At 72.0% G+C, this 25098-nt stretch carries 24 protein-coding genes and 1 pseudogene; 9 read left to right on the forward strand and 16 right to left on the reverse strand.

Annotated elements, in window-relative coordinates:
• Positions 1–188 precede the first annotated feature (188 nt).
• The 3 genes from SACE_RS04630 to SACE_RS04640 all read left to right on the forward strand — a co-directional run bounded on the left by SACE_RS04630 (position 189) and on the right by SACE_RS04640 (position 4198).
• Entirely contained in the window at positions 189–1604 is a 1416-nt protein-coding gene (locus SACE_RS04630) for an L-fucose/L-arabinose isomerase family protein (RefSeq protein WP_009950678.1), read from the forward strand.
• Between the two features lie 88 nt (positions 1605–1692).
• Positions 1693–3183: an FGGY-family carbohydrate kinase gene (locus SACE_RS04635; protein ID WP_009950676.1), complete on the forward strand. Its 1491-nt coding sequence runs from the start codon at positions 1693–1695 to the stop codon at positions 3181–3183.
• A gap of 70 nt (positions 3184–3253) precedes the next feature.
• On the forward strand, positions 3254–4198 hold the full coding sequence (locus tag SACE_RS04640) for an alpha/beta hydrolase (RefSeq protein ID WP_009950675.1): 945 nt from the start codon (positions 3254–3256) through the stop codon (positions 4196–4198).
• Between the two features lie 316 nt (positions 4199–4514).
• Here SACE_RS04640 and SACE_RS04645 read toward each other — a convergent pair whose 3' ends face one another.
• Positions 4515–5426: a DNA recombination protein RmuC gene (locus tag SACE_RS04645; RefSeq protein WP_241868471.1), complete on the reverse strand. Its 912-nt coding sequence runs from the start codon at positions 5424–5426 to the stop codon at positions 4515–4517.
• 271 nt (positions 5427–5697) lie between these two features.
• On the opposite strand from SACE_RS04645, the gene SACE_RS04650 reads away from it, so the two are divergent.
• Together SACE_RS04650 and SACE_RS04655 are read left to right on the forward strand one after the other, a co-directional pair.
• A complete protein-coding gene (locus tag SACE_RS04650) occupies positions 5698–6882 on the forward strand; it encodes an exonuclease SbcCD subunit D (protein ID WP_009950673.1) in 1185 nt (394 codons plus the stop codon).
• Complete coding sequence (locus SACE_RS04655) at positions 6879–9833, forward strand: AAA family ATPase (RefSeq protein ID WP_009950672.1); 2955 nt, start codon at positions 6879–6881, stop codon at positions 9831–9833. Before SACE_RS04650 ends, SACE_RS04655 begins: the two co-directional genes overlap by 4 nt.
• Positions 9834–10450: 617 nt before the next feature.
• Here the strand turns inward: SACE_RS04655 and SACE_RS38620 are convergent.
• The 6 genes and pseudogenes from SACE_RS38620 to SACE_RS04680 form a co-directional block, all read right to left on the reverse strand.
• Positions 10451–11590, reverse strand: coding sequence for a DNA-3-methyladenine glycosylase family protein (locus SACE_RS38620; RefSeq protein ID WP_269453540.1), 1140 nt, complete (start codon positions 11588–11590; stop codon positions 10451–10453).
• A complete protein-coding gene (locus SACE_RS38625; protein WP_197537814.1) occupies positions 11524–11748 on the reverse strand; it encodes a hypothetical protein in 225 nt (74 codons plus the stop codon). The genes SACE_RS38620 and SACE_RS38625 overlap by 67 nt, the downstream gene beginning before the upstream one ends.
• 16 nt (positions 11749–11764) lie before the next feature.
• Positions 11765–12376 (reverse strand): annotated as a pseudogene (locus SACE_RS38630) (bifunctional transcriptional activator/DNA repair enzyme AdaA); the annotation flags it as partial.
• Between the two features lie 254 nt (positions 12377–12630).
• Positions 12631–13275, reverse strand: a complete 645-nt coding sequence (locus tag SACE_RS04670; protein WP_021341546.1) for a response regulator — start codon at positions 13273–13275, stop codon at positions 12631–12633.
• Positions 13272–14615: a sensor histidine kinase gene (locus SACE_RS04675; RefSeq protein WP_009950254.1), complete on the reverse strand. Its 1344-nt coding sequence runs from the start codon at positions 14613–14615 to the stop codon at positions 13272–13274. Before SACE_RS04675 ends, SACE_RS04670 begins: the two co-directional genes overlap by 4 nt.
• Entirely contained in the window at positions 14612–15565 is a 954-nt protein-coding gene (locus SACE_RS04680) for a hypothetical protein (protein WP_009950253.1), read from the reverse strand. The genes SACE_RS04675 and SACE_RS04680 overlap by 4 nt, the downstream gene beginning before the upstream one ends.
• Positions 15566–15715: 150 nt before the next feature.
• Between SACE_RS04680 and SACE_RS04685 the strand changes: the two genes are divergently transcribed.
• The gene (locus tag SACE_RS04685) at positions 15716–15949 is read left to right on the forward strand and encodes a hypothetical protein (RefSeq protein ID WP_009950252.1); all 234 of its coding nucleotides are present in this window, start codon (positions 15716–15718) and stop codon (positions 15947–15949) included.
• Positions 15950–16350: 401 nt separating this feature from the next.
• Entirely contained in the window at positions 16351–17430 is a 1080-nt protein-coding gene (gene ychF, locus SACE_RS04690; RefSeq protein WP_009950251.1) for a redox-regulated ATPase YchF, read from the forward strand.
• A gap of 226 nt (positions 17431–17656) precedes the next feature.
• Here the strand turns inward: ychF and SACE_RS04695 are convergent, their stop codons facing one another.
• Positions 17657–18034, reverse strand: coding sequence for a TraR/DksA family transcriptional regulator (locus SACE_RS04695; protein ID WP_009950249.1), 378 nt, complete (start codon positions 18032–18034; stop codon positions 17657–17659).
• A 192-nt stretch (positions 18035–18226) separates the two neighbouring features.
• On the opposite strand from SACE_RS04695, the gene SACE_RS04700 reads away from it, so the two are divergent.
• Positions 18227–18907: a DUF899 family protein gene (locus tag SACE_RS04700; RefSeq protein ID WP_009950247.1), complete on the forward strand. Its 681-nt coding sequence runs from the start codon at positions 18227–18229 to the stop codon at positions 18905–18907.
• On the opposite strand, the gene SACE_RS04705 is transcribed toward SACE_RS04700, so the two are convergent.
• Together SACE_RS04705 and SACE_RS04715 are read right to left on the reverse strand one after the other, a co-directional pair.
• Positions 18901–19869, reverse strand: coding sequence for a DMT family transporter (locus tag SACE_RS04705; RefSeq protein ID WP_173401301.1), 969 nt, complete (start codon positions 19867–19869; stop codon positions 18901–18903). The genes SACE_RS04700 and SACE_RS04705 overlap by 7 nt on opposite strands.
• 866 nt (positions 19870–20735) lie before the next feature.
• Positions 20736–21101, reverse strand: coding sequence for a MerR family transcriptional regulator (locus SACE_RS04715; protein ID WP_009950243.1), 366 nt, complete (start codon positions 21099–21101; stop codon positions 20736–20738).
• A gap of 112 nt (positions 21102–21213) precedes the next feature.
• Between SACE_RS04715 and SACE_RS04720 the strand changes: the two genes are divergently transcribed.
• Positions 21214–21993: an alpha/beta fold hydrolase gene (locus SACE_RS04720; RefSeq protein ID WP_009950242.1), complete on the forward strand. Its 780-nt coding sequence runs from the start codon at positions 21214–21216 to the stop codon at positions 21991–21993.
• Positions 21994–22084: 91 nt separating this feature from the next.
• Here SACE_RS04720 and SACE_RS04725 read toward each other — a convergent pair whose 3' ends face one another.
• The 6 genes from SACE_RS04725 to SACE_RS04750 are packed head-to-tail and all read right to left on the reverse strand — an operon-like array spanning position 22085 to position 25097.
• A complete protein-coding gene (locus SACE_RS04725; protein WP_009950241.1) occupies positions 22085–22399 on the reverse strand; it encodes a gas vesicle protein K in 315 nt (104 codons plus the stop codon).
• Positions 22392–22649 carry a gas vesicle protein gene (locus SACE_RS04730; protein WP_009950240.1) on the reverse strand — a complete coding sequence of 86 codons (258 nt, stop codon included), beginning with the start codon at positions 22647–22649 and terminating at the stop codon, positions 22392–22394. The genes SACE_RS04725 and SACE_RS04730 overlap by 8 nt, the downstream gene beginning before the upstream one ends.
• 2 nt (positions 22650–22651) lie before the next feature.
• The gene (locus SACE_RS04735) at positions 22652–23422 is read right to left on the reverse strand and encodes a GvpL/GvpF family gas vesicle protein (RefSeq protein ID WP_009950239.1); all 771 of its coding nucleotides are present in this window, start codon (positions 23420–23422) and stop codon (positions 22652–22654) included.
• Positions 23415–23921, reverse strand: a complete 507-nt coding sequence (locus SACE_RS04740; RefSeq protein WP_009950238.1) for a gas vesicle protein — start codon at positions 23919–23921, stop codon at positions 23415–23417. The genes SACE_RS04735 and SACE_RS04740 overlap by 8 nt, the downstream gene beginning before the upstream one ends.
• On the reverse strand, positions 23918–24841 hold the full coding sequence (gene gvpO / locus SACE_RS04745) for a gas vesicle protein GvpO (protein WP_009950236.1): 924 nt from the start codon (positions 24839–24841) through the stop codon (positions 23918–23920). Before gvpO ends, SACE_RS04740 begins: the two co-directional genes overlap by 4 nt.
• A 4-nt stretch (positions 24842–24845) precedes the next feature.
• Positions 24846–25097: a gas vesicle protein GvpG gene (locus SACE_RS04750; protein ID WP_029622070.1), complete on the reverse strand. Its 252-nt coding sequence runs from the start codon at positions 25095–25097 to the stop codon at positions 24846–24848.
• Between the last annotated feature and the right edge of the window lies 1 nt (position 25098).

Consider the following 25098-nt stretch of genomic DNA (forward strand, 5'->3'; position numbering starts at 1 on the left):
ATACGAGAATAGCGTCCGAGAAAACGATTGCTCATAGCTCGTACGGCGCATTGTGAAAAACCTTCCCGTTCGAGTGGCCGCCACCGGGGAGTCGCGGGCGTCCGGGGCGCAGGTCGTCTGCGATCCCTCCCCGCCGTCGTGCTCTCAGCAGTCAACGCCGCCTGTCTGGAAGAACTTGGGAGGAACCCGTGGCTCGCATCGGTGTCATCAGCATCTCCGACGGGCGTGACCATGTGCACGCGCGGAACTCGGAGTTCATCCAGTCCAAGCAGGACGAACTCGTCCGGTCGCTGAAGCAGGCCGGGCACGAGGTCGTCGTGGGCGACGACCTGGTCGCCACCAACACCCTGGCCACCTCGGTGGCGCGCAAGGTCGCCGCCTCCGAGGTCGACGTCACCGTCTTCTACTACGCAGTCTGGGCCTTCCCGCACTTCACGATGCTGGCAGCCGACGCAACCCGCAGCCCGCTGGTGCTGGTCGCCAGCACCGACCCCACCGAGCCCGGCCTGGTCGGCATGCTCGCGGCGGGCGGCGCGCTCGACCAGATCGGCCGCTCGCACACCCGGGCGTGGGGCGCTCCGGACGACACCGAGCTGGCGGAGAAGATCAGCGTGCACGCCAGGGCGGCGGCCGCGGTCTCGGCCCTGCACGGCTCCACCTTCGGCCGCTTCGGCGGCCGTCCGATGGGCATGAACACCGCGGTGGCCAACACCGACCAGTGGCAGCGCCAGTTCGGCATCGACGTCGAGGAGATCGACCAGTACGAGCTGGTCCTGCGCGCGGAGAAGGCCGACGAGGCCGAGGCCAAGCACGCCCGCGAGTGGATCGAGCGCCACGCCGCCGGGGTGCACTACGACGGCAAGAAGCTCACCCCGGAGCTGCTGGAGCGCCAGATCCGCTCCTACATGGCGGTCCGGGACATCATCGCCGAGCGCAACCTGGACTTCTCCGGCATCAAGGGCCAGCCCGAGCTCACCGAGCACTTCGCCACCATGGACGTCACCGAGGCGTTCCTCAACGACCCCTACGACTGGAACGGTCCGAAGAAGACCCACGTCTGCGCCACCGAGGCCGACATGGACGGGGCGCTGACGATGCAGATCTTCAAGAGCATCGCCGAGACCCCGGTCCTGTTCGCCGACGTCCGCCACTACCACGCCGACCGCGACATCTGGGACCTGTGCAACTCCGGCCAGCACGCCACCTGGTTCGCCGCGCGCAGCGACGACCCGGCGGAGAACCTGGCGAAGGTCAACTTCTACCCGGAGGTGTTCTTCTTCCCGGCGGGCGGCGCCTCGGTCCAGCACATCGCCGCTCCCGGCCAGATGACGCTCGGCAGGCTGACGCGCGAGGACGGCCAGTACCGGCTCCAGCTCATGCTCGGCGAGTTCGAGAGCTACGACGAGGCCACCAACAAGGTGCTGATGGACCAGTCGACGCCGGAGTGGCCGCACGCCTTCGCACGGCTCGACGCGCCGGGCGAGGTGTTCCTGTCGAAGTTCGGCGCCAACCACATCCACGCCATCCCGGGCGACCACCGCGCCGCGCTGCGCGCCGTCACCGAGCAGCTCGGTATCCGTCTCGACGAGTGGACCCGCGGCTGACGCATCCTCGTAGCCGAACCGGTCCGGCCGCGACGCGTCCCAGCCGGACCGGCTCACCCACCGGCCACCACCAGGAGAGGACTTCGCGATGGCCGAAACAGTGCTGCTCGGCATCGACATCGGCACGTCGAGCTCCAAGGGCGTGCTGGTCACCGCCGACGGGCGCGTCGTCGCCCGGGCGACCAAGCCGCACGAGACCTCCTACCCGCACCCGGGCTGGGTCGAGCACGACGCCGAGGACGTGTGGTGGGCCGACTTCCGGGCGCTGGTGTCCGAGCTGCTGCCCGCGGTCGAGGGCCGCACGCTGGCCGGCCTTGGCGTCAGCGGCATCGGGCCGGTGCTGCTGCCCGCCGACGGCGACGGCAACCCGCTGCGCCCGGCGATCCTCTACGGCGTCGACACCCGGGCCACCGAGCAGATCGCCGCGCTGACCGAGGAGCTGGGCGCCGACGAGATCCTGCGGCGCGGCGGGTCGGCGCTGAGCAGCCAGGCGGTCGGGCCGAAGATCCGCTGGCTCGCCGAGCACGAGCCCGAGACCTACCGGCGCACCGAGATGCTGCTGATGTGCAGCTCGTACCTGGTGCACCGGCTGACCGGGCGCTACGTGCTCGACCACCACTCGGCCAGCCAGTGCGACCCGCTCTACGACCTGGCCGCGCGGGACTGGTCGGCGCAATGGGCGGCGCGGGTCGCCCCGGACCTGCCGCTGCCGGAGCTGGCCTGGCCGACCGAGGTCGTCGGCCACGTGGGCGCGCGGGCCGCGGCCGAGACCGGGCTGCCCGAGGGCCTGCCGGTCACCGCGGGCACCGTCGACGCCTGGGCGGAGGCGACCAGCGTCGGCGTCCGCAAGCCCGGCGACGTGATGCTGATGTACGGCACGACGATGTTCTTCGTGCAGGTCCTCACCGACCCGCACCCGCATCCGGCGCTGTGGGGCACGTGCGGGGCGTTCCCGGACACCTACACCCTCGCGGCCGGGATGGCGACCTCCGGCGCGGTCACCGACTGGCTGCGCAAGCTGGTGGACGGCGAGTTCGCCGATCTGGTCGAGCAGGCGGCGCAGGCGCCCGCGGGCAGCCGAGGTCTGTTGCTGCTGCCCTACTTCGCCGGCGAGCGCACGCCGATCTTCGACCCGGACGCCAGGGGCATCCTCGCGGGCCTGACGACCAGCCACGGGCGCGGCGAGCTCTACCGGGCAGCGCTCGAGGGCATCGCATACGGCGTCCGGCACAACCTCGAAGCGATGAGCGAGGCCGGCGGCACCGCGGGCAGGCTGGTCGCGGTCGGCGGCGGCACGCAGGGCGGCCTGTGGACGCAGATCGTCTCCGACGTCACCGGGCAGGAGCAGCAGGTGCCGGGCGAGACGGTCGGCGCCGCCTTCGGCGACGCGCTGCTCGCCGGCGTCGGCACCGGGGCCGCCGTCGCGCCCGACGAGTGGAACCCGATCGCCACCACCGTCCGGCCGAACCCGGCCAACCACGACCGCTACGACGCCTTCTACCGCCACTACCGCGACCTCTACGAGGCCACCACCGGCATCGCCCACTTCCTCGCCGAGGAGCAACGCGCCGCGGACTGAGGGGCGATCTTGTTAGGCTCGCTCCGTCTCCGCACCCTGTGCAGTGCGGCGGAGGGGGAGGGCAGATCCGATGGCGGTGGCACGACGTGTCCTGGCGGCGGCGGTCGCCCTGCTCGCGCTGGCCGCCGCCGGATGCGCCCGCCCCGCGGCGTCCAGCACCGACGAGGCCCCTCCCGCGGCCGGGCGCGACCTCGGCGCCGCTCGCGTGCTGCGCGGCGAGGTCTACGCGCAGCGCGACTCCGGCGCCCTGCAGCTCGACCTCTTCCTGCCGAAGCGCAGGTCAGGACCCGTGCCGCTGGTCGTGTACGCCCACGGCGGCGGCTGGGACGCGGGGGTGCGGACGCTGGACGCCGACCTGTCCACCACCGAGGCCCTGACCGCCGAGCGGCTGCTCGGGCACGGCTACGCGGTGGCCACTGTGGACTACCGGCTCACCGGCGTCGCGCAGGCTCCCGCCCAGGTCGTGGACGTGGCCGACGCGGTGCGCTGGCTCCAGCAGCGCGGCGGTGAGTGGGGCGTGGACGGCGACCGGGTCGTGCTGTGGGGCGCCTCCGCCGGTGGGCACCTCGTGTCGCAGCTCGCGGCTGTCGCCGGCGACCCGGGCAAGCCGGGAGGCGGGCTGACCGGCATCCGCGGGGTGCTGAACTGGTTCGGCCCGACCGACATGAGCGCCGAAGCCCAGGTCTCGCACCCGGAGCTGCGGGACTACTCGCAGCGCTCGGTCCGCAAACTGCTGGGCTGCGTGCCGCTGGAGTGCCCGGCGACGGCCGACGCGTCGAGCCCGATCAAGAACGTCTCCGGTGACGAACCGCCGTTCCTGATCCAGCAGGGGACCAGCGACTCGATCGTGCCGATCGACCAGAGCCTCGACTTCGCCGCGAAGCTGCGCGGCCTCGGCGTCGCCGTCGACATGCACCCGTACGAGGGGTTCGACCACGGCTTCGGGCGCGGACCGCGCACGCCGCTCATCGTCGACACCGCCGTCGCCTTCGTCGACACCCACCTGGCGCGCTGAGCACCGGCGGCGGCGCGTGCGCCGCCATCGGCGGTGGCCGCGAGCCGGGGTCGTGCTCCCGGGGCAGGTAGGCGCGGCGCTTTGCGCACAGGGTTCGTCTCGCCTCCGTCACCACCGCCGTGTCGGACGTCGTCCTACCCGCCGTTGCCGTCGGCACGCCCGCTCCAACCGGCGTGTCGGGCGGTACCTGTCCGCCGTTGCCGTGCCCACCACCGCCGTGTCCACCGCTGCCTGACCACGTCGACCGGCTCGCCGCGCTGCCTACCTCGACTTCGGGCCCACCGCTGCCTGCCCCGCCTTCGGCGGGTCCGATCCCCTATCCGCCGTTGGCGTACCCGCCGTTGCCGCGTCCGCCGTCCAGCTCCGGGACGGCGCTGCCGACCAGCCCGTCCTCGTCCCTGCGCACCTCGCCGACGGGGGTGGCGCCACCGGCCGCGTCGGTCAGCGGCTGCGCCGCGCTGCGGAACGCCTCCAGCGCGTCGAGCTCCCGCCGCCGCGCGGACACGAACCGCTGGAGGTGCGTGCTGGAGAGGTTGACCGCCTCGACCGCGCCGGCCGCCGCTCGCTGGGCGCGCACGGCCTGCGCCCGCACCTGCTCGATGTCGGAGGCGATGGTGCGCTCGGTCGCGGCGAACATCGCGGCGGAGGCGAGGACCGCGAACCCGGTCGGCCCGCACAGGAAGACGCGCTTGCCCAGCAGCCAGGACAGCAGCTGCGGGTCGGTGTCCATGGCGGCGATGACGGCGGCGTCGGACGGCACGAACATGATCGAGCCGTAGATCGCGTCGGCCCACTTCTGGTAGCCCTTGCCCGCCAGTTCCGCCGCCCGGGAGCGGATGTTGCGCACGTGGACCCGCAGCGCGTCGCGGCGTTCCTCGGGGTCGTCGGTCTCCATCGCCTCCGCCCAGACGGCGAGGCTGGCCTTGGCGTCGACGGGGACCTGCCTGCCGCCGCCGACGGTGAGCACCATGTCCGGGCGGGCCGCGCCGCCGCCCGCGAGGTCGGTCTGCAGGGTGAAGTGGATGTCCTCCCGCAGTCCCAGCGAGCGCGCGGTCTCCAGCAGGACCTGTTCGCCCAGCTCACCGCGTCCGCTGATGGAGGCGAAGGCGACCTCGTACCGGCGCAGCGCCGCCTGCTGCGACATCGTCCGCGCCCGTTCGGCCTCCACCATGCGCAGCGCTTCGTCGGCCCGCCGGGCGCTGTCGGTGTAGAGGCGCCAGACCAGCATGAGCGCCGCCGCGAACAGCAGCGTCAGCACGATGACGATGGTGATCAGGACGCCGGTGCCCACATCCGCTCCCTGTGCCGCTCGGTGCTCCGCACCGCATCATCTCGAACCCCACCGACAGCGCCGCGGCCCGCACCGCCTGACCGGCCTGGCACGGCTGTTGCGTGGCGGTTGCTCCATCCGGGCGTCCCACTCCGTGACCGGTGCACGACACGCCGAAGCGCCCTGGGGGGTTGCCGCGTTCTCCGGACCACGTAGATAGCTTTGCCGCATGCGGGTGCTGCATACCTCCGACTGGCACGTGGGCCGGACCTTCCACGGTCGCGACCTGCTCCGGGACCAGGAGGCCGTCCTCGGCGGACTGGCCGACCTGGTCTCCGACGAGCGCGTCGACGTCGTGGTGGTCTCCGGTGATCTCTACGACCGCGCCGTGCCGTCGGGCGAGGCGGTGGAGACCTGCGTCCGGGTGCTGTCGCGCCTCCGCGCCGCCGGTGCCGAAATCGTCGTCACACCGGGCAACCACGACTCGGCGGCCCGCGTCGGCGCGTTCGCCGACTTCGCCTCCGCCGGTGGCCTGCACCTGCGGACCAGGATCTCGCGCCTGCACGAGCCGGTGCTGATCGACGACGAGCACGGGCCGGTCGCGTTCTACGGAATTCCCTACCTCGAACCGGATCCGGCCCGGCACGCGCTGGAGGCGTCGGCCGATGTCGCAGGCGCGGCGGCCCGCGTCGAGGCGCGCACCCACGCGGCCGTGCTCACCGAGGCGATGAACCGCATCCGCGCGGACATTTCGCCGCGCGGGGAGCAGGTCCGCTCCGTCGTGCTGGCGCACGCGTTCGTCACCGGTGGCGACTCCAGCGACTCCGAGCGCTCGATCGCGGTCGGTGGCGTCGAGGACGTGCCGGGCTCGGTTTTCGGCGGCGTCGACTACGTGGCGCTGGGGCACCTGCACGGTCCGCAGCGCCTCGACGAGCACCTGCGCTATTCGGGCAGTCCGCTGGCGTACTCGTTCTCCGAGGCCGCGCACCGGAAGTCGGTGTGGCTGCTGGAACTCGACGCGGGGGGACTGTCCGGTGTGGAGCGTCGCGAGCTGCCGGTGCCGCGTCGCCTCGCGACCGTCCGGGGAACACTCGAAGACCTGCTGACGGCGGCCGAGCACACCGAGCACGAGGACTGCTACCTCTCGGCGACGCTCACCGACGAGGTCCGCCCGCTGGAGCCGATGCGACGGCTGCAAGAACGGTTCCCGCACGCGGTGCACCTGGAGTGGCAGCCGGAGGGCGGTCGGGCGACCGCGCCGCTGCGCTACTCCGAGGCGGTGCGCGGACGCGACGACCAGACGATCGCGAAGGGTTTCGTCGCCGACTGCCGGGGGTCCGATCCGACCGAGTCCGAGCGCCTGCTGCTGCAGGAGGCGCTTCGCGCCGTGGACATCGCGGAGGTCCGACGATGAGGCTGCACCACCTGGAAGTGACGGCTTTCGGGCCCTACCGGGACACCCAGTCGGTCGACTTCGACACCCTCGGCTCGGACGGGCTGTTCCTGCTCCACGGCGACACCGGCGCGGGCAAGACCACGCTGCTCGACGCGGTCGCCTTCGCCATCTACGGGGCGGTTCCCGGTGCGCGGGGTGAGGTCAAGCGGCTGCGCTGCGACACCGCCGATCCCGAGGTCACCACCAAGGTGGCCCTGGAGCTGACGGTCCAGGGCCACCGGCTCCGGCTGGAACGCAGCCCGGAGTACCAGCGGCCGAAGAAGCGCGGCGAGGGTTTCACCACGCAGCAGGCGAAGGCGTCGCTGACCTGGCTGGACGCGGTGCCCGACGGGCAGCCGCGGGAGGGGCTGTCCAGGATCGACGAGGTCGCCCGCACGATGCAGCGGCTGCTGGGGATGAGCGTCGAGCAGTTCTTCCAGGTCGTGATGCTGCCGCAGGGGGAGTTCGCGCGGTTCCTGCGTGCCGACACCGCCGAACGGGAGCAACTGCTGGAGAAGCTGTTCGCGACGCAGCGCTTCGGTGGTGTCGAGCAGTGGTTCGTCGACCGCAGGCGCGAGCGCGGCCGGGAACTGGAGTCGCAGACGCAGCAGGTGCGGGAGCTGCTCGCCCGGCTTTCCCAGGTCTCGGGCAACGAGCCCGCCGAGGACGAGGACCACCCGAGCTGGCTGGAGGAGCTGGAGAAGCGCGGCATCCGCGAGCTGGAGAGCACCCGCACCGAGCACGCGCAGCGCGGTCGGCAACGCGATGCGGCGGAGGCGAAGCTCGCCGAGCGACGGGAGTTCGCGGACAAGGTGCGGCGCGTGCGCAAAGCCAACGCCGACCTGGCCGAGCTGGCGAGCAACCGCGAACAGCACGACGCCTGGCGTGCCGAGCAGGACGCCGCGCAGCGCGTTCTTCCGGTTCTCACCGCACGGCAGTCGGTCGATCGCTCCGCGGCCGCGCTCGAACAGGCCCGGTCCGAGTTGTCGGCAGCGGCTGCCGCCTGCTCCGAGGTGGGCGATGACGAGCCGATCGACCGGCTGCGCACCCTCGCGGGCGCCCACCGGGAACAGGCCGGCGCACTCGCACAGCTGCTTCCCCAGGCCGAGCAGCAGGAGGCGGACCGCCGCCGACTCGCCGAGCTCGCGGACCGCATCGAGGCCGACTCGCGGCGCGAGGCCGAGCTGACGGCGCAGCAAGCGGCGCTACCCGAGCGCATCGCCGAAGCGCGCAGAGAACTCGACGAGTCCAAGCAGAGCGAACTGCGCCTGGAGACGCTCGTCCCGAAGCTCGACGACCTCTCGGCCAAGCTCACCGCCGCACGCGAACTCCCCGCAGCTGAACGGGAATCCACCACCGCGTCCCAAGCGGCCCAGCGGGCTGTCGACGAGCACCAGCAGGCCCGCGACCGGTTGCAGGACCTCCGGGAGCGCCGCCTCGCGGGTATGGCCGCCGAGCTGGCCGGAGGTCTGACGACGGGCGAGCCCTGCCCGGTCTGCGGCTCGGCCGAGCACCCGGACCCAAGGCGTCCGGTCGACGACCAGGTCAGCGCGGACGACGAGGAACGCGCCCAGGCCGTCGAGCAGCAGGCGCAGGCGCGTCGCGAGAAGGCCGCCGCCGAAGCACAACGCGCGCAGCAGGCGTGCGAGCGCCTGCGGGAACGCCTCGGCGAGCACACGGAGGAGCAGCTCACCACCGAACTCGCCGACCTGACCGCCGAGCGCGACGCGCTCCGCGACAAGGCGGGCCGCAGCGAGCAACGCACCCAACGGCTCGCCGACCTCGAAGCTTCGACCGAGCGGCTTTCCACGCAGGTCGCGGAAGTCCGCACCCGGCTTGCGACATCGCGCGCCGAGCACTCCTCCCTGTCGTCCACAGTGGATGAACGGGAGGCGCGGCTCGAAGAGGCCAGGGGCGAGTTCCCCGGTATCGGCGCCCGTCGCGAGCACCTGCTCGACCTCGCGGGCAAGCTCGAAAGGCTCGTCGACGCCCGGGTTGCGTGCGCTGACGCGGAAACGCGGGTCGAAGACCAGCGCAACGCCCTGCGCGAAGCGGCGACGGCCGCGGGCTTCGAGACCGTCGAGTCGGCATTCGCCGCCGAGCGCAGCGACGACCGCCTCACCGAGCTGTCCCGGGCACTGTCGGAGGTGGAGCAGCGCGCCGCAGGCGCACGCGCGACCTTGGAGAGCGCGGAGCTCTCGGGCGTCGACCCGGACGCCGAGGTGGGCCTCGAAGAGGCCACCGAGCAGGCGACAGTGGCGCGGGAGGCCGCGGAGCGGGCCGCCGCGATGGCGCACCGCGCCGAGCAGCGGCACCGCGACGTGGCGCAGCTCGCGGAGCGGCTGCGCGCGGCGTGGGCGCAGCTCGGTCCGGCGCAGGCGGAGTACGAGGAGCTCGCCGCCCTGGCGGACGTGGTCAACGGGCGCGGGCAGAACGCGCGCAAGATGTCGCTGCGCTCCTACGTGCTGGCGGCGCGGCTGGAGGACGTGGCCGAGGCCGCGACCCGCCGCTTGCAGCGGATGAGCGACGGCCGCTACTCCTTCGTCCACTCCGACGCCGCAGGCGCCCGCGGCACCCGCGGCGGCCTCGGCCTCGACGTGCTCGACGACTACTCCGGCAAGATCCGCCCGGCGAAGACCCTGTCCGGCGGGGAGTCGTTCCTCGCCTCCCTCTCCCTGGCCCTCGGCCTCGCCGACGTCGTGGCAGCCGAGACCGGCGGAGCCCTGCTGGACACCCTGTTCATCGACGAGGGCTTCGGCACGCTCGACGCCGACACCCTCGACCTGGTGATGGACACCCTCGACGACCTACGCACCGGCGGCAGGGTCGTGGGCCTGGTCTCCCACGTCGAGGAGATGCGCCAGCGCATCGCCGTCAGACTGCGCGTCCGCAAGTCCCGAACAGGCTCAACCCTAGTCCTGGAACGCTGACGACCAGCGGTTTCCCATGTTCCACGGGAAACCGCACAACAACTGCGGTGCCGTGGTTCTCATCCCGTCGACCTGGCGCCAGTCCGATCAGACCGTGTCAAGGGGGCCCGCTCGGTCCCCACCGCAGGCTGCCTCGAGAAATGGCCCCCTTGACGCGGTCTGATAGCCCTCGTGGAGGTCGACGGGATGAGAACCGCCACCCGCCAAACCGCAGGATGCCTCGAAAACCCACTCATCCCGGAGACCTGCCGGGGGCCTGGGGGCGGCGAGCGCCCCAGAAACTCCGTACCCAACGCGACCCGCAAGGCCAGGGTGAGTCCCCCGAAAACCCACGCGCCCCCGCCCTCAAAGCGACCCGCCAGCCCCGCTGGATGCGCCGAAGTCTCACGCGCCCCCACTCTGAAAGCGACCCGCCATGCCAAGGCGGCTGCCTCGAAAGCCCGCGCGCCCCCCCCCGCCCTCAAGGTGAGCCGCCAGCATTAGCCGCTGCCTCGAAAGCCCACGCGCCCCGCTCTGAAAGCGACCCGCGATGCCAAGGCGGCTGCCTCGAAAACCCACGCCCCCCGCACTGAAAGCGCCCCGCGATGCCCCGCCGGCTGCCCCGAAAACCCGCCGCCCTACACCGCTCCGCTTCGCCCCGCGCGCCAAAGCAGCATCCCGGCGTACGAGCGCCAGGGGCTCCACCGGTCGGCGTGTGCTCGCAAGCTCCGCGCGTCCGCCGGGAGGCCGAGGACCGCTGCGCCCTTGCGCAGCACCAGGTCGCCGTCGAGGAGCACGTCGGGGGCGCCGAGTACCCGCATGGACACGTAGCCTGCTGTCCACGGTCCGATTCCCGGTATGCGTTCCAGGTCCCGTCGGAGGTCGGCCTCGTCGCGGCCAGCATGGATCTGCAGGTTGCCGGTGGCGAGTTTGTCAGCGACACGTCTCACCGTTTCGGTGCGGCGTTTGGGGCCGGGTAGGACGTTCTCCGCTCTATCCGCCAAGGCTTTCGCGATGGTCTCCGCGGTGGGGAACAGCGTCGTCACGGTTCCGTCGGGGTGAGAAAGCCGCTCTCCCAAGGCCGCGACGAGGCGCCCGAGCGTGGTTCGTGCCGCCGATACCGAGATCTGCTGGCCGACGAGTGCGCGGACCACGATTTCCGTGCCGTCCACGCTGCCTGGCACTCGCACGCCCGGCGCGCTGCGGACGATCGGCGCGAGGGCGGGGTCGTCACCGAGCACGTCCGCCACCGCTACGGGATCGGCGTCGAGGTCGAGGAGCCTGCGCAGTCGCGACACCGCTGAGCCGAGATCGCGCAGGTCGGTCAGCCGCAGAGCGGCCGCGACGTGCTTGTCCGCCGGGCGCAGCGTCGCGATTCCCGTGCCGTGCGGCAGGCGCAACGACCGCGTGTAGTGACTTGGCCCGGCGTCCTCCACACCGCTCAGCGCCCGTGCGGCCATGAACCCGAACAGTCCCTCGATGTCGATGGGGGAGCGGTATGGCAGCCGGAGCTTGAGAATCCCTGCAGCGCTCGAGACTCCGGCATTCCCAGCGACATCCCCATTCCCGCCCGCCGTCCTCGCAGATGCCGCCACGCTCGCACATGCCTCCGCACTCGCGGATGCCACCGCATTCGCGGGTATCACCGCATTCGCCCCCGCCGCCGCACTCGCAATTGCGCCCGCAGCCGCAGTTACCCCCGTCCCCGCAGTCACCGCCCCAGTTGCCGCACCAGCCGCTCCCGTTCCGGGCCCCGCGCCCTCTCGCGCCCGACCCATAGCTGCCGCTCCAGCTCCCGCTGCCACTCCCGCTCCCGCTCCAGTTCGCGCTCCCGCTGCCGCTCCGCCTTGCGCTTCCGCTCCTGCTCCAGCCTCCGCCCCGTGCATAGCTCCCGCCGCGCCCACAGTTCCCGCCATGCCCCCAACATCCGCCGCACGCGTCCGCCGTACCGAACCGACGGACCTCCCGCCACTGCCAGCCTTCCGCGCTTGGCGGCTTGCCCTCGGTGCCTGGCGGCGCAGGAGGGTCGGCGTCGCGCCGAACACCTCGCGGACGGTGTCGTTGAACTGCCGGAGGCTGGAGAACCCCGCAGCGAACGCGATGTCGGTGAAACTCAGGTCCGTGGTCTCGATCAGGATGCGTGCCGAGTGCGCCCGGTGCGCGCGGGCGAGTCCAAGGGGGCCCGCGCCCAGTTCGGCGGTGAGCACCCGGGTCAGGTGCCGCGCCGAGTAGCCGAGCCGGGCCGCGAGGCCGCTGACTCCCGACCGTTCCACCACACCGTCGTTGATGAGCCGCATGGCGCGTCCGGCCAGGTCGGCGCGCAGGTTCCACTCCGGCGAGCCGGGGACCGCGTCGGGCAGGCAGCGTCGGCATGCCCGGTAGCCGGCGGCCTGCGCCGCGGCCGTGGTCGGGAAGAACTCCGCGTTGCCGGGCTTGGGCGTCCGCGCCGGGCAGGACGGCCGGCAGTAGATCCCGGTCGTGCGCACCGCGAGGACGAAGCAACCGTCGAAGCGGGCGTCCCGCGAGGTGACCGCCCGATACGCTTGCTCCGCCGCGACCAGCATGCCGCCAATCGTCCCAGCGGCCGCCCCACCCCACTAGCGGAAATCGGACACCGCAGAGCCGGGCACCCCAGCGTGGGCCGCCCCAGAACCGGCCGCCGCAGCTGCGCGCGCAGAACCCGACACCGCAGCGTCGAGCGGAGCGTCGCAGAGCCCGACACCGCCGCGACACAGATCGCAGGGCCGGACACCGCAGCGAACCCGACACCGCAGCGTCAGACACCGCAGCATCGGCCACCCCAGCGCCGCAGCCCCGGCTACGAAGCCGGACTCACGAAGCCCGACTCGTAGGCGAAGACCACCGCCTGGGTGCGGTCGCGGGCGCCGAGCTTCGCGAGGACGTTGCCGACGTGGGTCTTCACAGTCTGGATGCCGATGAACAGCTCCCCTGCGATCTCGGTGTTCGACAGCCCCTTGGCCATCAGCCGCAGCACCTCCGCTTCCCGCTCGGTCAGCGTCGGCGCGGGGCGCCGCGCCGCAGGTGCCCGCCGTGCGACGAGCCGCCGGATCGCCGCCGGGAAGAGAAGCGACTCGCCCTGCGCCGCGATGCGGATCGCCTGCACGATCTCCTCCGGGCGCGTGCGCTTCAGCAGGAATCCGCTCGCGCCGGCGCGCAGCGCGTCGTAGACGTGGTCGTCGTGCTCGAAGGTCGTGATGACGATGATCGCCGGTGGGTCGGCGACCGCGTCGAGCACCGCCGTGGTGGCGCGGATTCCGTCGACGGCGGGCATGCGCACGTCCATCAGCACGACGTCGGGACGAAGCCGCCGCACCATCGGCAGGACCTCCGCTCCGTCGGCGGCTTCACCGACGATCCGCAGGTCGTCCTCCGCTTCGATGACGGCCCGCAGGCCGGTGCGGATCAGCGGCTCGTCGTCGACCAGAAGCACCGTCACGCTCACGACGAAGACCGTAGCGGGATGCGCACCCGCAGCCGCCACCTCGAACCGTCCGCGCCCGCGCTCATCTCGCCGCCGAGGGCCTGCACGCGGTGCCGGATACCCGACAGCCCGAGCCCGGACCGGCGATTCGAAGCCAGCCCGATCCGGCGTTTCGATCCCTGCCCCGAACGGCGGTTCGATCCCAGCCCCGTCCGGCACTTCGAGCGAGCGGAGCCGACCGGGTTGGTCATGTCGAGGCTCAGCTCGCCGTCGTCGACGACCACGCGCAGGTCGACTGGGACCGGCCCAGCGTGCCGCAGCACGTTGGTCAGTCCCTCCCGCGCCACCCGGTACGCCTCCCGGCTGATGTGTTGCGGGACCGCGTCCACGTCTCCTCGGACGTCGGTCCGCAGTTCCAGGCCCGCGAGGTCGGTCGACCGGGCCAGTCCTGCCAGGTCGCGCAGGCTTGGCGCGGTGTTGCGGTCGATCGGAGCCTCCGCGCGCAGCACGCCGAGTGCGTGGTCGAGGTCTTCGAGCGCGCGGCGGGTGGATTCCTCGATCGCCCGCAGCGCCTGCCGGGCGAACTCCGGGTCGGTGTCCAGCACGCGACCGGCCGCGCTCGCCTGCAGGGTCACGACGTTGAGCGTGTGGCCGACCGAGTCGTGCAGCTCCGAGGCGATGCGATTCCGTTCGGAGAGCTGTTCGACGCGGTGCAGCAACCGCTCCCGAGCCGACGGCCCGAGCAGCACCGGCGCGAGCCTGCTCAGCAGCTCCCCGATTCCGGCGACCAGTAGGACACCCGCGGCGACCAGGCCGAGTCCCGCCAGCGGTGCCCACGGTTCACCGAGGCCGAACCACTGGTAGAGCGGGTGTGCGCGGAAGAGTCCGGCGCTGTCCAGCACCGGCGAGACGAGCAGGACCAGGATGAACGGCGGCACCACCAGCGTCAGCGCGCCGACCAGGGTCCCGGCGGACAGGTGGACGAGGTACCAGGCCGCGGTGCGCCAGCGGTCGGCCCACGACTCGGCGCGTCCGATGTCGTGCCCGGTGACCGGTCCGCCAATCAGGGCCTTCGACACCGAGCCTTCGAGCAGCCGCGTGACCGGGACCAACGCGGTGGCCGTGCAGGCCGCCAGCACGAAGACCACCTGCACGGCGAGCACCAATCCCGCCGGCAGCGGGGGCATCAGCAGCCCTCGGTCCAGCAGCGGACCGACCACGGTGATCGCCAGCGCGAGGTAAGGGATCGCCAGCGTCGAGCCGAGGACCAGATGAGCCCATCGCAGGTAGGTGGAACGGGCGGCGAACGGCCGGACGAGCCGCAACAGCGTGGGCACCACCGCATCCTCCTCGGTGCTCACGCCGGTTCGGGCCCCAACCCGCAAAGTCCGCACCGCCCGCGGGTGCGCAGCTGGTAGAAGCGCGTGGCGGGGGTCAGCACCAGACCCCACAGCAGCCAGCTCCCGTAGAAGACCATCGGCGGCCACGCGTGCATGCCTTCGATCGGCCTGGGAGCCGGAGCCCCCGGAATCCCGAGCATCTGAACGGCGGCCGGGAGCCCCATCGTCAGCAGCAGCCCGGAGCCGAACCATCCGCCGAACAGCAGCAGGCCGCGCGGTGTCGGTCTCCCGGCCAGGCCCGGGATCCAGCGGGGCCAGACGCGGCCCCAGCGGTGCACGAGCGCCAGCGACAGCACGAGCCCGACGAGCGCCGCGGGCACCACGAGCCATCCCCTGGTGAAGCCGTCGCGGGCGAGGTCGGAGTGGTCGAGGCCGATCGTGCCGCCCAGCGCCCAGTGCGTTTTGAGCAGCGGGTAAGGCAGCCCGGACAGGAAACCCGCGTAGCCGAGCCAGAGACGCTGCTCGACGGGTGGAGTAGTGGAGTTCCGGCCGCAGTCGCGGCACTGGGCGAGGGCTCGCCGCCGGTAGCGGACCAGTGCTCTGAACAGCAGGATCGCGGCGACAAGTGCGAGTGCGCGGGTGAGCGCCATCGGCCAGTCGGGCACCGGCTCGCCGACGAACAGGTAGTTGATCGGCATCGCGATGTCGAAGAACACACCACCGGCGGCCAGCAGCAGCATGCCGAGTGCGATGGCGGTCAGGGCGGTGGTGACGCTGTGGTGGCGGAACATCATCGCCGCGGCCGCGGTCACGCCGAGGGCAGCGGCCAGGGGCGTGACCCACGCGGGGATCACGAAGAGGATCTCGCCGCGCGGGAGGACGCTGGCTGTCAGGAAGGCCAGCAGCGTCACCGCGGATGCGGCCAGCGCCGCGGCGGCGTGGACGTGAGTTCGGGGATGCGGGGTTTCCATGGCGGCTCCGGGGGTATGGAGGGGATCACCACGAATGCTCGTCCGCACCCGCGGCCGTCACCTCCCGCTCCGGAGGGGTCCGCCTCCCGCCCGGGAGGGAATCCGATCAAGATGGGTGCGTACCGGGCGATTCATCCCTAATGTCGTGTCATGACCCGATCCGTGATCCGAAACGCCCGTGGTTCGAAGGTCGTCGGGGCGGTCGCGACCGCCGTGTTCGCCCTGATGGTCACCGCGGGATGCAACGACACCGCCCCGCCCGCCGACCAGGAGCAGGAACAGGAGCAGGAGCAGCAGGACGGCGACGACCAGCAGCAGCCCCAGCAGCCCCCGCAACAGCAGCAGCCCGAGCAGGACGGTGGTGGCGAGCAGGACGACAACTGACCGCTGATCCGGTCGAGCGGTCGCTGACTCCTTCGACTTGACCGCTGACTCCGTCGAGCGGGGCGTGCGGGTGCGTGCGGGCAACTGTCGCGCCGCACGTCCCGCTGCGGGGTCCGGCAGCCGGGGCCGCCGTCAGCGGCAAGGCCCGCGCTGCTTGGTCCGTCCGCAGGCCCCGCCTTGTTCGTCCGGCTGCTGGCGTGTTCCGGCGCGAGTGTCGCGCGCCCCGGCTGCCGCCATGTTCGTCGCGCCTCCGGCCTCCGCCGTCCGCTTTGACCGCCGTCCCCGGCTGCCGCCGTGACCGCCGCGCCCCCGGCTGCCGCCGTGGCCGCGGGCCTCCGCCGTGCGCCTCCGGCCCCCATGCCTCGATGATCGTCCAGACCCAGCGCCTAGACTTTTCACCCGTGAGTCTCACCCTCGGAATCGTCGGGCTGCCCAACGTCGGCAAGTCCACCCTGTTCAACGCGCTGACCAGCAACGACGTGCTCGAAGCGAACTACCCGTTCGCCACCATCGAGCCCAACGTCGGTGTGGTGCCGCTGCCGGACAAGCGGCTCGACAAGCTCGCCGAGGTCTTCGAGTCCGCCAAGACGGTGCCCGCGACGGTGTCCTTCGTCGACATCGCGGGCCTGGTCAAGGGCGCGTCCGAGGGGCAGGGCCTGGGCAACAAGTTCCTGGCCAACATCCGCGAGGCGGACGCGATCTGCCAGGTCATCCGGGTCTTCGACGACCCCGACGTGGTGCACGTCGACGGCCGGGTCGACCCGTCAAGCGACATCGAGACGATCAACACCGAGCTGATCCTCGCCGACCTCCAGACCCTCGAGAAGGCGCTGCCGCGGCTGGAGAAGGAAGCCCGCACGCACAAGGACAAGCGTCCCGCGCTGGAGGCCGCCAAGGAGGCCAAGGACATCCTCGACTCGGGGCAGACCCTCTTCGGGGCGGGCAAGGGCGCCGACACGGTCGAGCTGCGGGAGCTGAACCTGCTGACCACCAAGCCGTTCCTCTACGTCTTCAACGCCGACGAGGGCGTGCTGACCGACGAGGACAAGCAGCGCGAGCTGCGCGAGCTGGTCGCGCCCGCCGACGCGGTGTTCCTCGACGCCAAGGTCGAGTCCGAGCTGATCGAGCTGGACGAGGAGTCGGCCCGGGAACTGCTGGAGTCGATCGGCCAGCCGGAGCCGGGCCTGCACGCGCTGGCCCGAGCCGGTTTCCACACCCTCGGCCTGCAGACCTACCTGACCGCGGGCCCGAAGGAAGCGCGGGCGTGGACGATCCGCCAGGGCTGGACCGCCCCGCAGGCCGCGGGCGTCATCCACACCGACTTCGAGCGCGGCTTCATCAAGGCCGAGGTGGTGTCCTACGACGACCTCCTGGAGGCCGGCACCATGGCCGCCGCCAAGTCCGCGGGCAAGGTCCGCATGGAGGGCAAGGACTACGTCATGGCCGACGGCGACGTGGTCGAGTTCCGCTTCAACGTCTGATCCGGACGCTATAGCGGGACCTGCGTGCTGTCCTCCTGCCAGTGCAAGCGGGCACGCCGGGCGTGCGACCTGGTGGCCCATCTCGGCGACCCGCGCGCGGCCAAGCGGTAAGGCAGGTGTTCCCGAGCTGCTGGAAGTGGACTCTGATGCAAAGGGATGTCCTCGCCGGGCGCGGAGCAGGTGACCGTCAACCCCGCTCTGACAACCGCGATGGCGGCCGCAGCGCTCAGCGGCGGTGGGTTGCGCAGGCGATGCACGTCGTCGTGGCGGGCAGGGCTTCCAGGCGCTCCGGTGCGATGGGGCTCCCGCACCGCTCGCACAGGCCGTAGGTGCCGTCGTCGAGGCGGGCGGCGGCGCGGTCCAGGGCTTCGAGGTCGCGACGGGCGTCGGCGAGCAGGCCCTGCACCTGGGCGCGTTCGTAGGCGATGGTCGCGCCCTCGGGGTCGTGCTCGTCGTCGGTGCCCGTCCACGTCGAGACCTCGCGGATGGACGACAGGTGGCGTTGCAGGGAGCTGATCCTGGCCGTCGCGCCGGCGCGCTCCTCGGCCAGCAGCTTCCGCGCCGTCTTCGCATCCAGCCGGGCCTGCGGTTTCCGATCGCTCATGCAAGGTGAACGCCGCCGACCCGCCCGCTATGCCGCATCGGCCCGCCCGCTATGCCGCCGACCCGCAACGCCGCCCGCCCGCTACGCCCGCTAGCTGTCCCGCATCGGCCCGGCGGCGGCCCGTCTGGCGGGCCCCCGCGTGCCATCAGACCATGTGACCAGGTCAGTAGCCGTCCGTCCACGGAGGCAGCGATGCGCCAGACCAACCTCACCGGGGAGCCGGCCGAGTACCTCGACGCCCGCGAGGAGCTGCGTCGAGCCGAGATCGACCTGATGCGCCGGCGCGAGCGGGTCGCGGAGCTGCGCCGCCGGCTGCCGCTGGGGCCCGCCGTCGACGACTACGCGTTCGAGGAAGGCCCCGAGGACCTCGACGCCGGTGACTCCCCGGCGCGCACGGTCCGGCTGAGCGAGCTGTTCACCGGCCCCGGGCGTGAGCTGCTCGTCTACCACCTGATGTACGGCAAGAAGCAGACCGAGCCCTGCCCGATGTGCACGATGTGGATCGACGGGCTCAACGGGATCGCCCACCACGTCAGGCAGAACGCCGACTTCGCCGTCGTCGCCGCGGCCGACCTGCCCTCGCTGCGCGCGCACGCCAGGAACCGGGGGTGGACGAACGTCCGCCTGCTCAGCGCCGAGGACAGCACGTTCAAACAGGACCTGGGCAGCGAGGACACCGAGGGGAACCAGGACTCCACGGTGTCGGTGTTCGTCCGCGACGACGGCGGGTCGGTGCGCCACTTCTACTCGGTGCACCCGAGGATGGCCGACGACATCGACGAGCGCGGCATCGATCTGCTCACCCCGGTTTGGCACCTGCTCGACCTCACCCGGCGAGGCCGCGGCGACTGGTACCCGACGCTGAGCTACTGAGACGCCACCGGCGGCGCCGTCGTCCGGCTCGACCGCGGCTGCGGGGTGGACTTGTGCCAGCGGGTCAGGGCCACGCCGAGGAGGACGACGGCCATGCCGGTCAGGACCCGGGCGCTGAGGTCCTCGTGGAGGACGACCGCGCCCAGGGCCACCGAGACCACGGGGAGCAGGTAGCCGACGGTCGCCGCGTTGGTGGGGCCTTCGTCCTCGATGAGGCGGAAGTTGAGGTGGAAGGTCAGGCCTGTGGAGAAGATGCCGAGGGCCGCCACGGCCGCCAACGCCGTCAGGTCGAAGTGGACCGGTGGCGCACCGCTGACGGGCAGCGCCAATGCGCTCCATCCCGTCGCGGTGAGGAGCTGGGCCGCCGACAGCGCGACCGGTGGGGTGCCCCGACCGGCGAGTTTCCGCGCCATGTAGGCGAATGCGACCGCATAGCTCACCGCTGCCGCGAGGAGTGCGAACGCTGCCCAGCTGAGCAGGCCGGTCTGCTGCCACGGCGCGAAGATCAGCAGGGTGCCCGCGAAGCCGAGCAGGAGACCGCCCAAACGGACCGGGCGCAGCCCGCGCTCGGTGCCGAGTCCGATGCCGATCAGCAGCGACCACAGCGGGGTCGTCGCGTTCAGGACACCGGCGACACCGGAGTCGAGCGTCTGTTCACCGATGCTGAAGAGGAAGAACGGCAGCGCGTTGCAGAAGAAGGCGGCGACGAGCAGGTGGCCCCAGGTGGCCCGGTCGCGCGGGAGGCGCTGACGGGCCCGGGCCGCCAGCGCGAGGAGCGCGGTCGCGCCCAGCGCGCAGCGGGCGAAGGTGATCTGGGCCGGCGACATGCCGTTGTTCAGCGCCAGCTTGATCCAGAGGAAACCCGACCCCCACAGCAGTGCGAGCACCGCGATGCGCACTGCCGGTCCACGTCCACTGCCGACCACGATGGCCTCCCTCGCCGGTTCGCTTGGCAAGGACATTGCCGGACTGGACGAGTAAGAACAAGTGAAATAATCTTGCTCTATTGTTTAGGTAATCTGGATTGTTAACTTTCCTCTCGCGGGGGAGGTCCGGTGCACCTTCGTGGCATGGGCAAAGGTGAGGAAAGGACGACCGCACCGGGTGAGGCGAGGACGGCTGCACCGGGTGAGGCGAGGACGGCTGCACCAGGTGGGACCGCAGCGTGGGCACGCAGATGGGCGAGTGCGGCGGTGGCCTTCGCCGTCGGGTACGGCCTGCTGCGCCTGTACTGGGCGGCGGGCGGTCGGTGGGGCTACACGGCGTGCGACCGGACCGAGGTGTCGAGCGCTGCTGAGATCGCGAGCGGTCACGGTGCCGACCGGGTGGTGGCGTTGCCGAGGCCCTGTTCCACCCGCGGGAATGCCGAACGGGATGCCCAGCACCCACAGCAGATGCGGAACGCTGAGCCCGACGACCACCGGCGCCGCAGCCGCCGCGTACGCCCATCCGACCCCACGACGGCACAGGGCGGGGTCCGGCGGCCGGGGATGCGCACAGCGCGTTCGGCGGGCTCCTGAAGCTGGGGCTCGCCCACCGCTGGGGCCAGGTCGTCCCGCGCTCGGTGCCGCTGCTGCGCGGACGCCGGGTCCCGAGGCCGCTCGCCGTCGTCCCCGCCGGGGCGGTGGCGCTGGTGTCCTACGGGTTGCCCGGCATCGCCATCATCGCCGAGGCGCTGCCGGTCGGCGCCACGACGTGGGCGGAACTGGGTGGGGTTTGGGCTTACGCGGCAACGGAAGTCGTGTTCCTGCTGTGGGGCCTCGCGCTCGCGGTCGCGACGTTCGGGTACCACCTGGCCACCAGATCCCGTTGCGGCACTGCGAACCGCTCAGCGGGTGGCCGACTCGCGTTCCGCTGCGGTCAGGAAGTCGACGAGCGCGCCCCGGGTCTGCTGGAGGCAGCTGATGCGGTCGTCGATGCCGCTCAGCTGCGAGCGCAGGGTCGCGAGGAGGTCCGGGCACGGGTCGAGCACCGGCACCTCGCCGCGTGCGCAGGGCAGGATGTCGCGGATGACCTCGGTGGTGAGCCCGGCGGCCAGCAACCGCCGGATCTGGCGGACGACGGTGACCGCCTCGGGGGAGTAGTGCCGGTAACCGCTCGGTGCGCGGTGCGACGACAACAAACCCTGCTGCTCGTAGTAGCGCAGCAGGCGCTGGCTCACGCCGGTCTGGCGGGACAGTTCGCCGATCTTCATGAGATCCGGCGCATAGCGAGTTGACTCTGACATCGATGTAAGACTTTAGCGTTCACGGCACAGACCGCGGAAGGGCCGACCACCCGCCGCACGACCGTGAGGGGAAACCGCGATGCCGTTGTCGCACAAGATCGTCGGGTCCGGGCCGGGACTGCTGCTCGCGCACGGGGCCACCGGGAACGTCGAGGGCAACTTCCCGTTCCTTGACGAGCTGGCCGCCGACCACACCGTCGTCGCGGCCGACTACCCCGGTTCCGGAGCGACCCCGAGGGCCGACGGCCCGCTGCGGCTCGACGACCTCGCCGACGACCTGGTCGCGACCGCCGTGGACGCCGGTGTGGAGACGTTCGCGATCCTGGGCTACTCGATGGGAACGGCCGTCGCGATCCGCGCCGCGACCCGGCATCCGCGGCGGGTGTCCGCGCTCGTCCTGACGGCCGGGCTCACGCATCCGGACCGGCACCTGCGGCTCACGCTCGACCTCTGGCAGCGGCTGCGCGAAACGGGGGACCACTTCGCGCTGTCGCGGTTCCTGCTGCTCAACGGCCTGACCCCGGCGTCCCTCGACGCCGTCGAGCCGTGGGAGGAGACCGTCGCGCAGGCAGCGCACGGGCAGGCTCCCGGGGCCGACGACCACCTCGCGCTGCTGCGGACCGTCGACGTGCGCGCGGACCTGCCCGGGATCGGCGTCCCGACGCTCGTGGTGGCCACGGCGCGGGACACGCTCGTGCCGCCCCACAACTCGCGGCGGATCGCGGAGGGCATCGCCGGCGCCCGGTTGGTCGAAATCGACGCCGGGCACCTCATCGCCGACGAGCGCCCCGGCGAATGGCTGGCCGCGGTGCGGGACTTCCTGTCCGGCGTGGCCGCAGCGCCCAGGGGAGCGGCCTAGCGGACATACGTCAGTCGGAGATCCCGGAGCGAGAAGGCGGCTGAGGTTCCACCAGGCGACCAATCACGCAAGCCACATCTGAGACACGTCCTCAGTCGCGCGGCAGCAGGGGGCCGAGCGGGCCCAGGTCGATGTTGAGGTCCTCCGTGGTGAGTCCGAAGTGGTCGCGCAGCTCGCCCATCGCCTCTTCGAGCTTCATCAGGGCCATCCCCAGCTCCTCTTCCTGGTCCTCGTGCAGGTTGCCCTCGTCGACCCGGCGCAGCGCCTGGCGTTCCATCAGCTGCCGGATCAACTCGATGATGGTCAGCACAAGCTTGGCCAGGTCGCGCTGCACCGACTCGGAGTCGGTCTCGATACGGTGCGGCAGCCGGCCGGCGTGCCCACCTGTCCCGGGTTGTTCAGGCATGGCTGTCGGGCTCCCAGTCGCGCAGGTCGGTGTCGCCCTCCCGGATGGAGCTGATGATGGCGCGCAACGACACCCGCACCAGGTCCACCCCGGCCAGCGAGATCGTCAGGTCCCCGGTCAGCACCACCCCACCCGCGAGCAGGCGGTCGAGCAGGTCGACCAGCGCGATCTCGTTGGACGCGCGGACGGGTTCGGACGGGCGGGGCGCGGGTTCGGTCGAGCCGGCGGGTTGGGTGCTGAGCTGCGACATCGTCAGGTCCCGTCCCGCAGCACGGCGAACGAGTACGGCGGCCACGGCCCGGTGAGCTCCACGCGCAGCGCCGGGTGCGTGTCGGCGAGCTCGCGGACCAGCGAGGTGAACTCGTCGGTCGCGGAGTCGTCGACGAGGTAGGCGCCGTTGAGCACCATCTGGCCCCGGTAGCCGGCCAGCTCCCGGTTCTGCGGCGGATGCACCCGGCTCGCCCGCGCCAGCTCGCTCAGCGTCGCGTGCACCTGTTCGGCCTGGTCGACGGCTTCCTGCCGCGAACTCTCCTTGCTCTCACGGCGTTCGCGCAGCTTGCGGAGGTAGGCCGCGCCGGGGCGCTCGGTGTCGCCGCCGCCTTCCCGCTCCGGCTGTGCGCTTTCCGGGTCGGTGTAGGCCTTCACACCCCACTCGGTGCGTCCGGTGATCTCGTCCAGCACCTCGCCGAACACCGCCGCGCGCTCCTCCAGGACCGCCCGCACCCGGTCGTCGTTGAAGTACACGGTGGCCAGCCCGAGCGGTGCGACGGGTGCGGCGGCCGCCGCGGCGTTGACCACGTGGTTGTGGCCGCGCACCGTCGTCTCCAGCCAGTGGATGTCCTCCAGGTTGCGGCGCAGCCCCTGCTCGCCGAACTCCTCGGCGTCCACGGTGCTGACCAGCGCGGCCAGCTCCCCGGAGCGGACCAGCCGCACCGGGGAACCCGCGATGCCTTCCAGCTCCGCGGCGATGTCGTCCCTCGGGCCGCGGGCGATCGCGTAGACGTAGGTCACCGAGTCAGCCACGGTCGCGCTCCTCGTCCTCCTCGTACTCCGCGTCCACGGGTTCGGGCTCCTGGCCGGACCTGCTCGCCGACTCGGTCTGGTCGTCGAAGTCGTCCTCCAGCTCGGGGGTTTCGGCCTCACCCCGCAACGCGTCGCGTTGGGACTCCAGGTCGCGCACCTGGTCCTGGAGCCGCCGGTTCTCCTCGACCAGGTTCCGTTGCTTCGACGACAGCGTCGGGTCGTGCTCCCACCAGTCGATGCCCATCTCGCGCGCACGCTCCACCGAGGCCACGACCAGGCGCAGCTTGATGGTGAGCAGCTCGATGTCGAGCAGGTTGACCTGGATGTCACCGGCGATGACGATCCCCTTGTCCAGCACCCGTTCCAGGATGTCGGCGAGGTTCGTGCCCTCCTGGCGCGCGGGCGGCGCTGCGCGCTGCTGCTGCTGCCCGTACCAGGCAGGCGCGCGTGCCTCACCGGCCGCGGCGGGCCTGCGCTCTTCTCCGTCGTACCCGGTCATCGTTCGTTGCCCCGCCCCCTCGCGTATCGGTCGACGCGGCGGTAGGAGACGAGGTCGCCCTCCTCGTCCAGCTCCGCCTCGTAGACGGCGAGCACGTCGGTGGTGTCGGGGATCCGGCGGCTCTCCACCACCTCGACCCCGACGATCCAGCCCTCGCCCCCGCGCTGGAGCGAGGTGACGCCCTCGGTGTCCCTGCCGGTCAGCTCGTAGACCTGCTGGAGCGCGAGCTGCGCGGCCTGCGCGGCCTTGATGCGACGCGCCGGTGCGCGCGGCTCGGGCTCGCGTCGAGGTTCGGGCTCCGTTTCGCGTTCGGCCTCTGGTTCGCTTTCGGCTTCCGGTTCGGGTTCGCGCTCCGGTTCGCTTCCGGTTTCGAGCTCTGGTTCGCGTTCGCGCTCGGCTTCCGGCTCCGCATCGGACTCGGGCTCGACTTCCGGCTCGACGCCGGGTTCGGCTTCCAGCTCGGCATCCGTTTCCGGCTCGGGCTCGCGTTCCCGTTCGGCTTCGTCGGCTCGTCCGGTCCGCGGCTCCGGTTCGCGCTCCGACCTCCTGGGCCTGCGCCGGGGCCGGGAGTCGCCGTCTCGTTCCCGATCCCGTTCGCGGTCCGACCTCCGCTCGGCTTCGCCGCGTGACCGGCGTTCCCGATCGGGCTCCCCGCGTGACCGGCGTTCCCGATCGGGCTCCCCGCGTGACCGGCGTTCCCGATCGGGCTCCCCGCGTGACCGGCGTTCCCGTTCCGGCTCGCCGCGTGACCGGCGTTCCTGGTCGGGTTCGCCGCGCGAGCGGCGTTCCCGGCCGACCTCCGCCTCGGCCCGCGGCGTGCGCCTGCGACGGCCTTCGGCGTCCGTGCTCGTCCGCCGGGCCCTCGTGCGCTCGGCCGGACGCTCGCGGTCCCCGGCCTCGTCGTCTCGAGCCTTGACCACACGATCACATCTCCCCTGCTCCGCGTCGGCGTTGCACCTCGAACAGCCGGGCGAGCAGTCCGTCCTGCAACTCGTCGCGCTCCTGGTCGGTCAGTTCCCCGTTGGCGTGGGCCTCGTCGACCTCGGCGAGCTGCCGCTGGATCACGCGGGGGTCGTAGTACTCCTGTTCCGCCTGGTTCTTCATCTGCTCGGCGATCCACACCACGCCCCGCACCGGCGCGAGCGGCAACGTGAGAATTGCGCTGAGAAGCCCCATG

The organism is Saccharopolyspora erythraea NRRL 2338 (genome assembly GCF_000062885.1).
Taxonomy (GTDB): domain Bacteria; phylum Actinomycetota; class Actinomycetes; order Mycobacteriales; family Pseudonocardiaceae; genus Saccharopolyspora_D; species Saccharopolyspora_D erythraea.

What these genes read in the sequence shown, in the direction of transcription:
- SACE_RS04635 (WP_009950676.1), top strand. Translation starts at nt 1,693, where the DNA reads ATGGCCGAAACAGTGCTGCTCGGCATCGACATCGGCACGTCGAGCTCC.
- SACE_RS04640 (WP_009950675.1), top strand. Translation starts at nt 3,254, where the DNA reads ATGGCGGTGGCACGACGTGTCCTGGCGGCGGCGGTCGCCCTGCTCGCG.
- SACE_RS04645 (WP_241868471.1), bottom strand. Translation starts at nt 5,426, where the DNA reads ATGCTGGTCTGGCGCCTCTACACCGACAGCGCCCGGCGGGCCGACGAA.
- SACE_RS04650 (WP_009950673.1), top strand. Translation starts at nt 5,698, where the DNA reads ATGCGGGTGCTGCATACCTCCGACTGGCACGTGGGCCGGACCTTCCAC.
- SACE_RS04655 (WP_009950672.1), top strand. Translation starts at nt 6,879, where the DNA reads ATGAGGCTGCACCACCTGGAAGTGACGGCTTTCGGGCCCTACCGGGAC.
- SACE_RS38620 (WP_269453540.1), bottom strand. Translation starts at nt 11,590, where the DNA reads ATGGGTCGGGCGCGAGAGGGCGCGGGGCCCGGAACGGGAGCGGCTGGT.
- SACE_RS04680 (WP_009950253.1), bottom strand. Translation starts at nt 15,565, where the DNA reads ATGGAAACCCCGCATCCCCGAACTCACGTCCACGCCGCCGCGGCGCTG.
- SACE_RS04685 (WP_009950252.1), top strand. Translation starts at nt 15,716, where the DNA reads ATGACCCGATCCGTGATCCGAAACGCCCGTGGTTCGAAGGTCGTCGGG.
- SACE_RS04695 (WP_009950249.1), bottom strand. Translation starts at nt 18,034, where the DNA reads ATGAGCGATCGGAAACCGCAGGCCCGGCTGGATGCGAAGACGGCGCGG.
- SACE_RS04700 (WP_009950247.1), top strand. Translation starts at nt 18,227, where the DNA reads ATGCGCCAGACCAACCTCACCGGGGAGCCGGCCGAGTACCTCGACGCC.
- SACE_RS04705 (WP_173401301.1), bottom strand. Translation starts at nt 19,869, where the DNA reads ATGTCCTTGCCAAGCGAACCGGCGAGGGAGGCCATCGTGGTCGGCAGT.
- SACE_RS04715 (WP_009950243.1), bottom strand. Translation starts at nt 21,101, where the DNA reads ATGAAGATCGGCGAACTGTCCCGCCAGACCGGCGTGAGCCAGCGCCTG.
- SACE_RS04720 (WP_009950242.1), top strand. Translation starts at nt 21,214, where the DNA reads ATGCCGTTGTCGCACAAGATCGTCGGGTCCGGGCCGGGACTGCTGCTC.
- SACE_RS04725 (WP_009950241.1), bottom strand. Translation starts at nt 22,399, where the DNA reads ATGCCTGAACAACCCGGGACAGGTGGGCACGCCGGCCGGCTGCCGCAC.
- SACE_RS04730 (WP_009950240.1), bottom strand. Translation starts at nt 22,649, where the DNA reads ATGTCGCAGCTCAGCACCCAACCCGCCGGCTCGACCGAACCCGCGCCC.
- SACE_RS04740 (WP_009950238.1), bottom strand. Translation starts at nt 23,921, where the DNA reads ATGACCGGGTACGACGGAGAAGAGCGCAGGCCCGCCGCGGCCGGTGAG.
- SACE_RS04750 (WP_029622070.1), bottom strand. Translation starts at nt 25,097, where the DNA reads ATGGGGCTTCTCAGCGCAATTCTCACGTTGCCGCTCGCGCCGGTGCGG.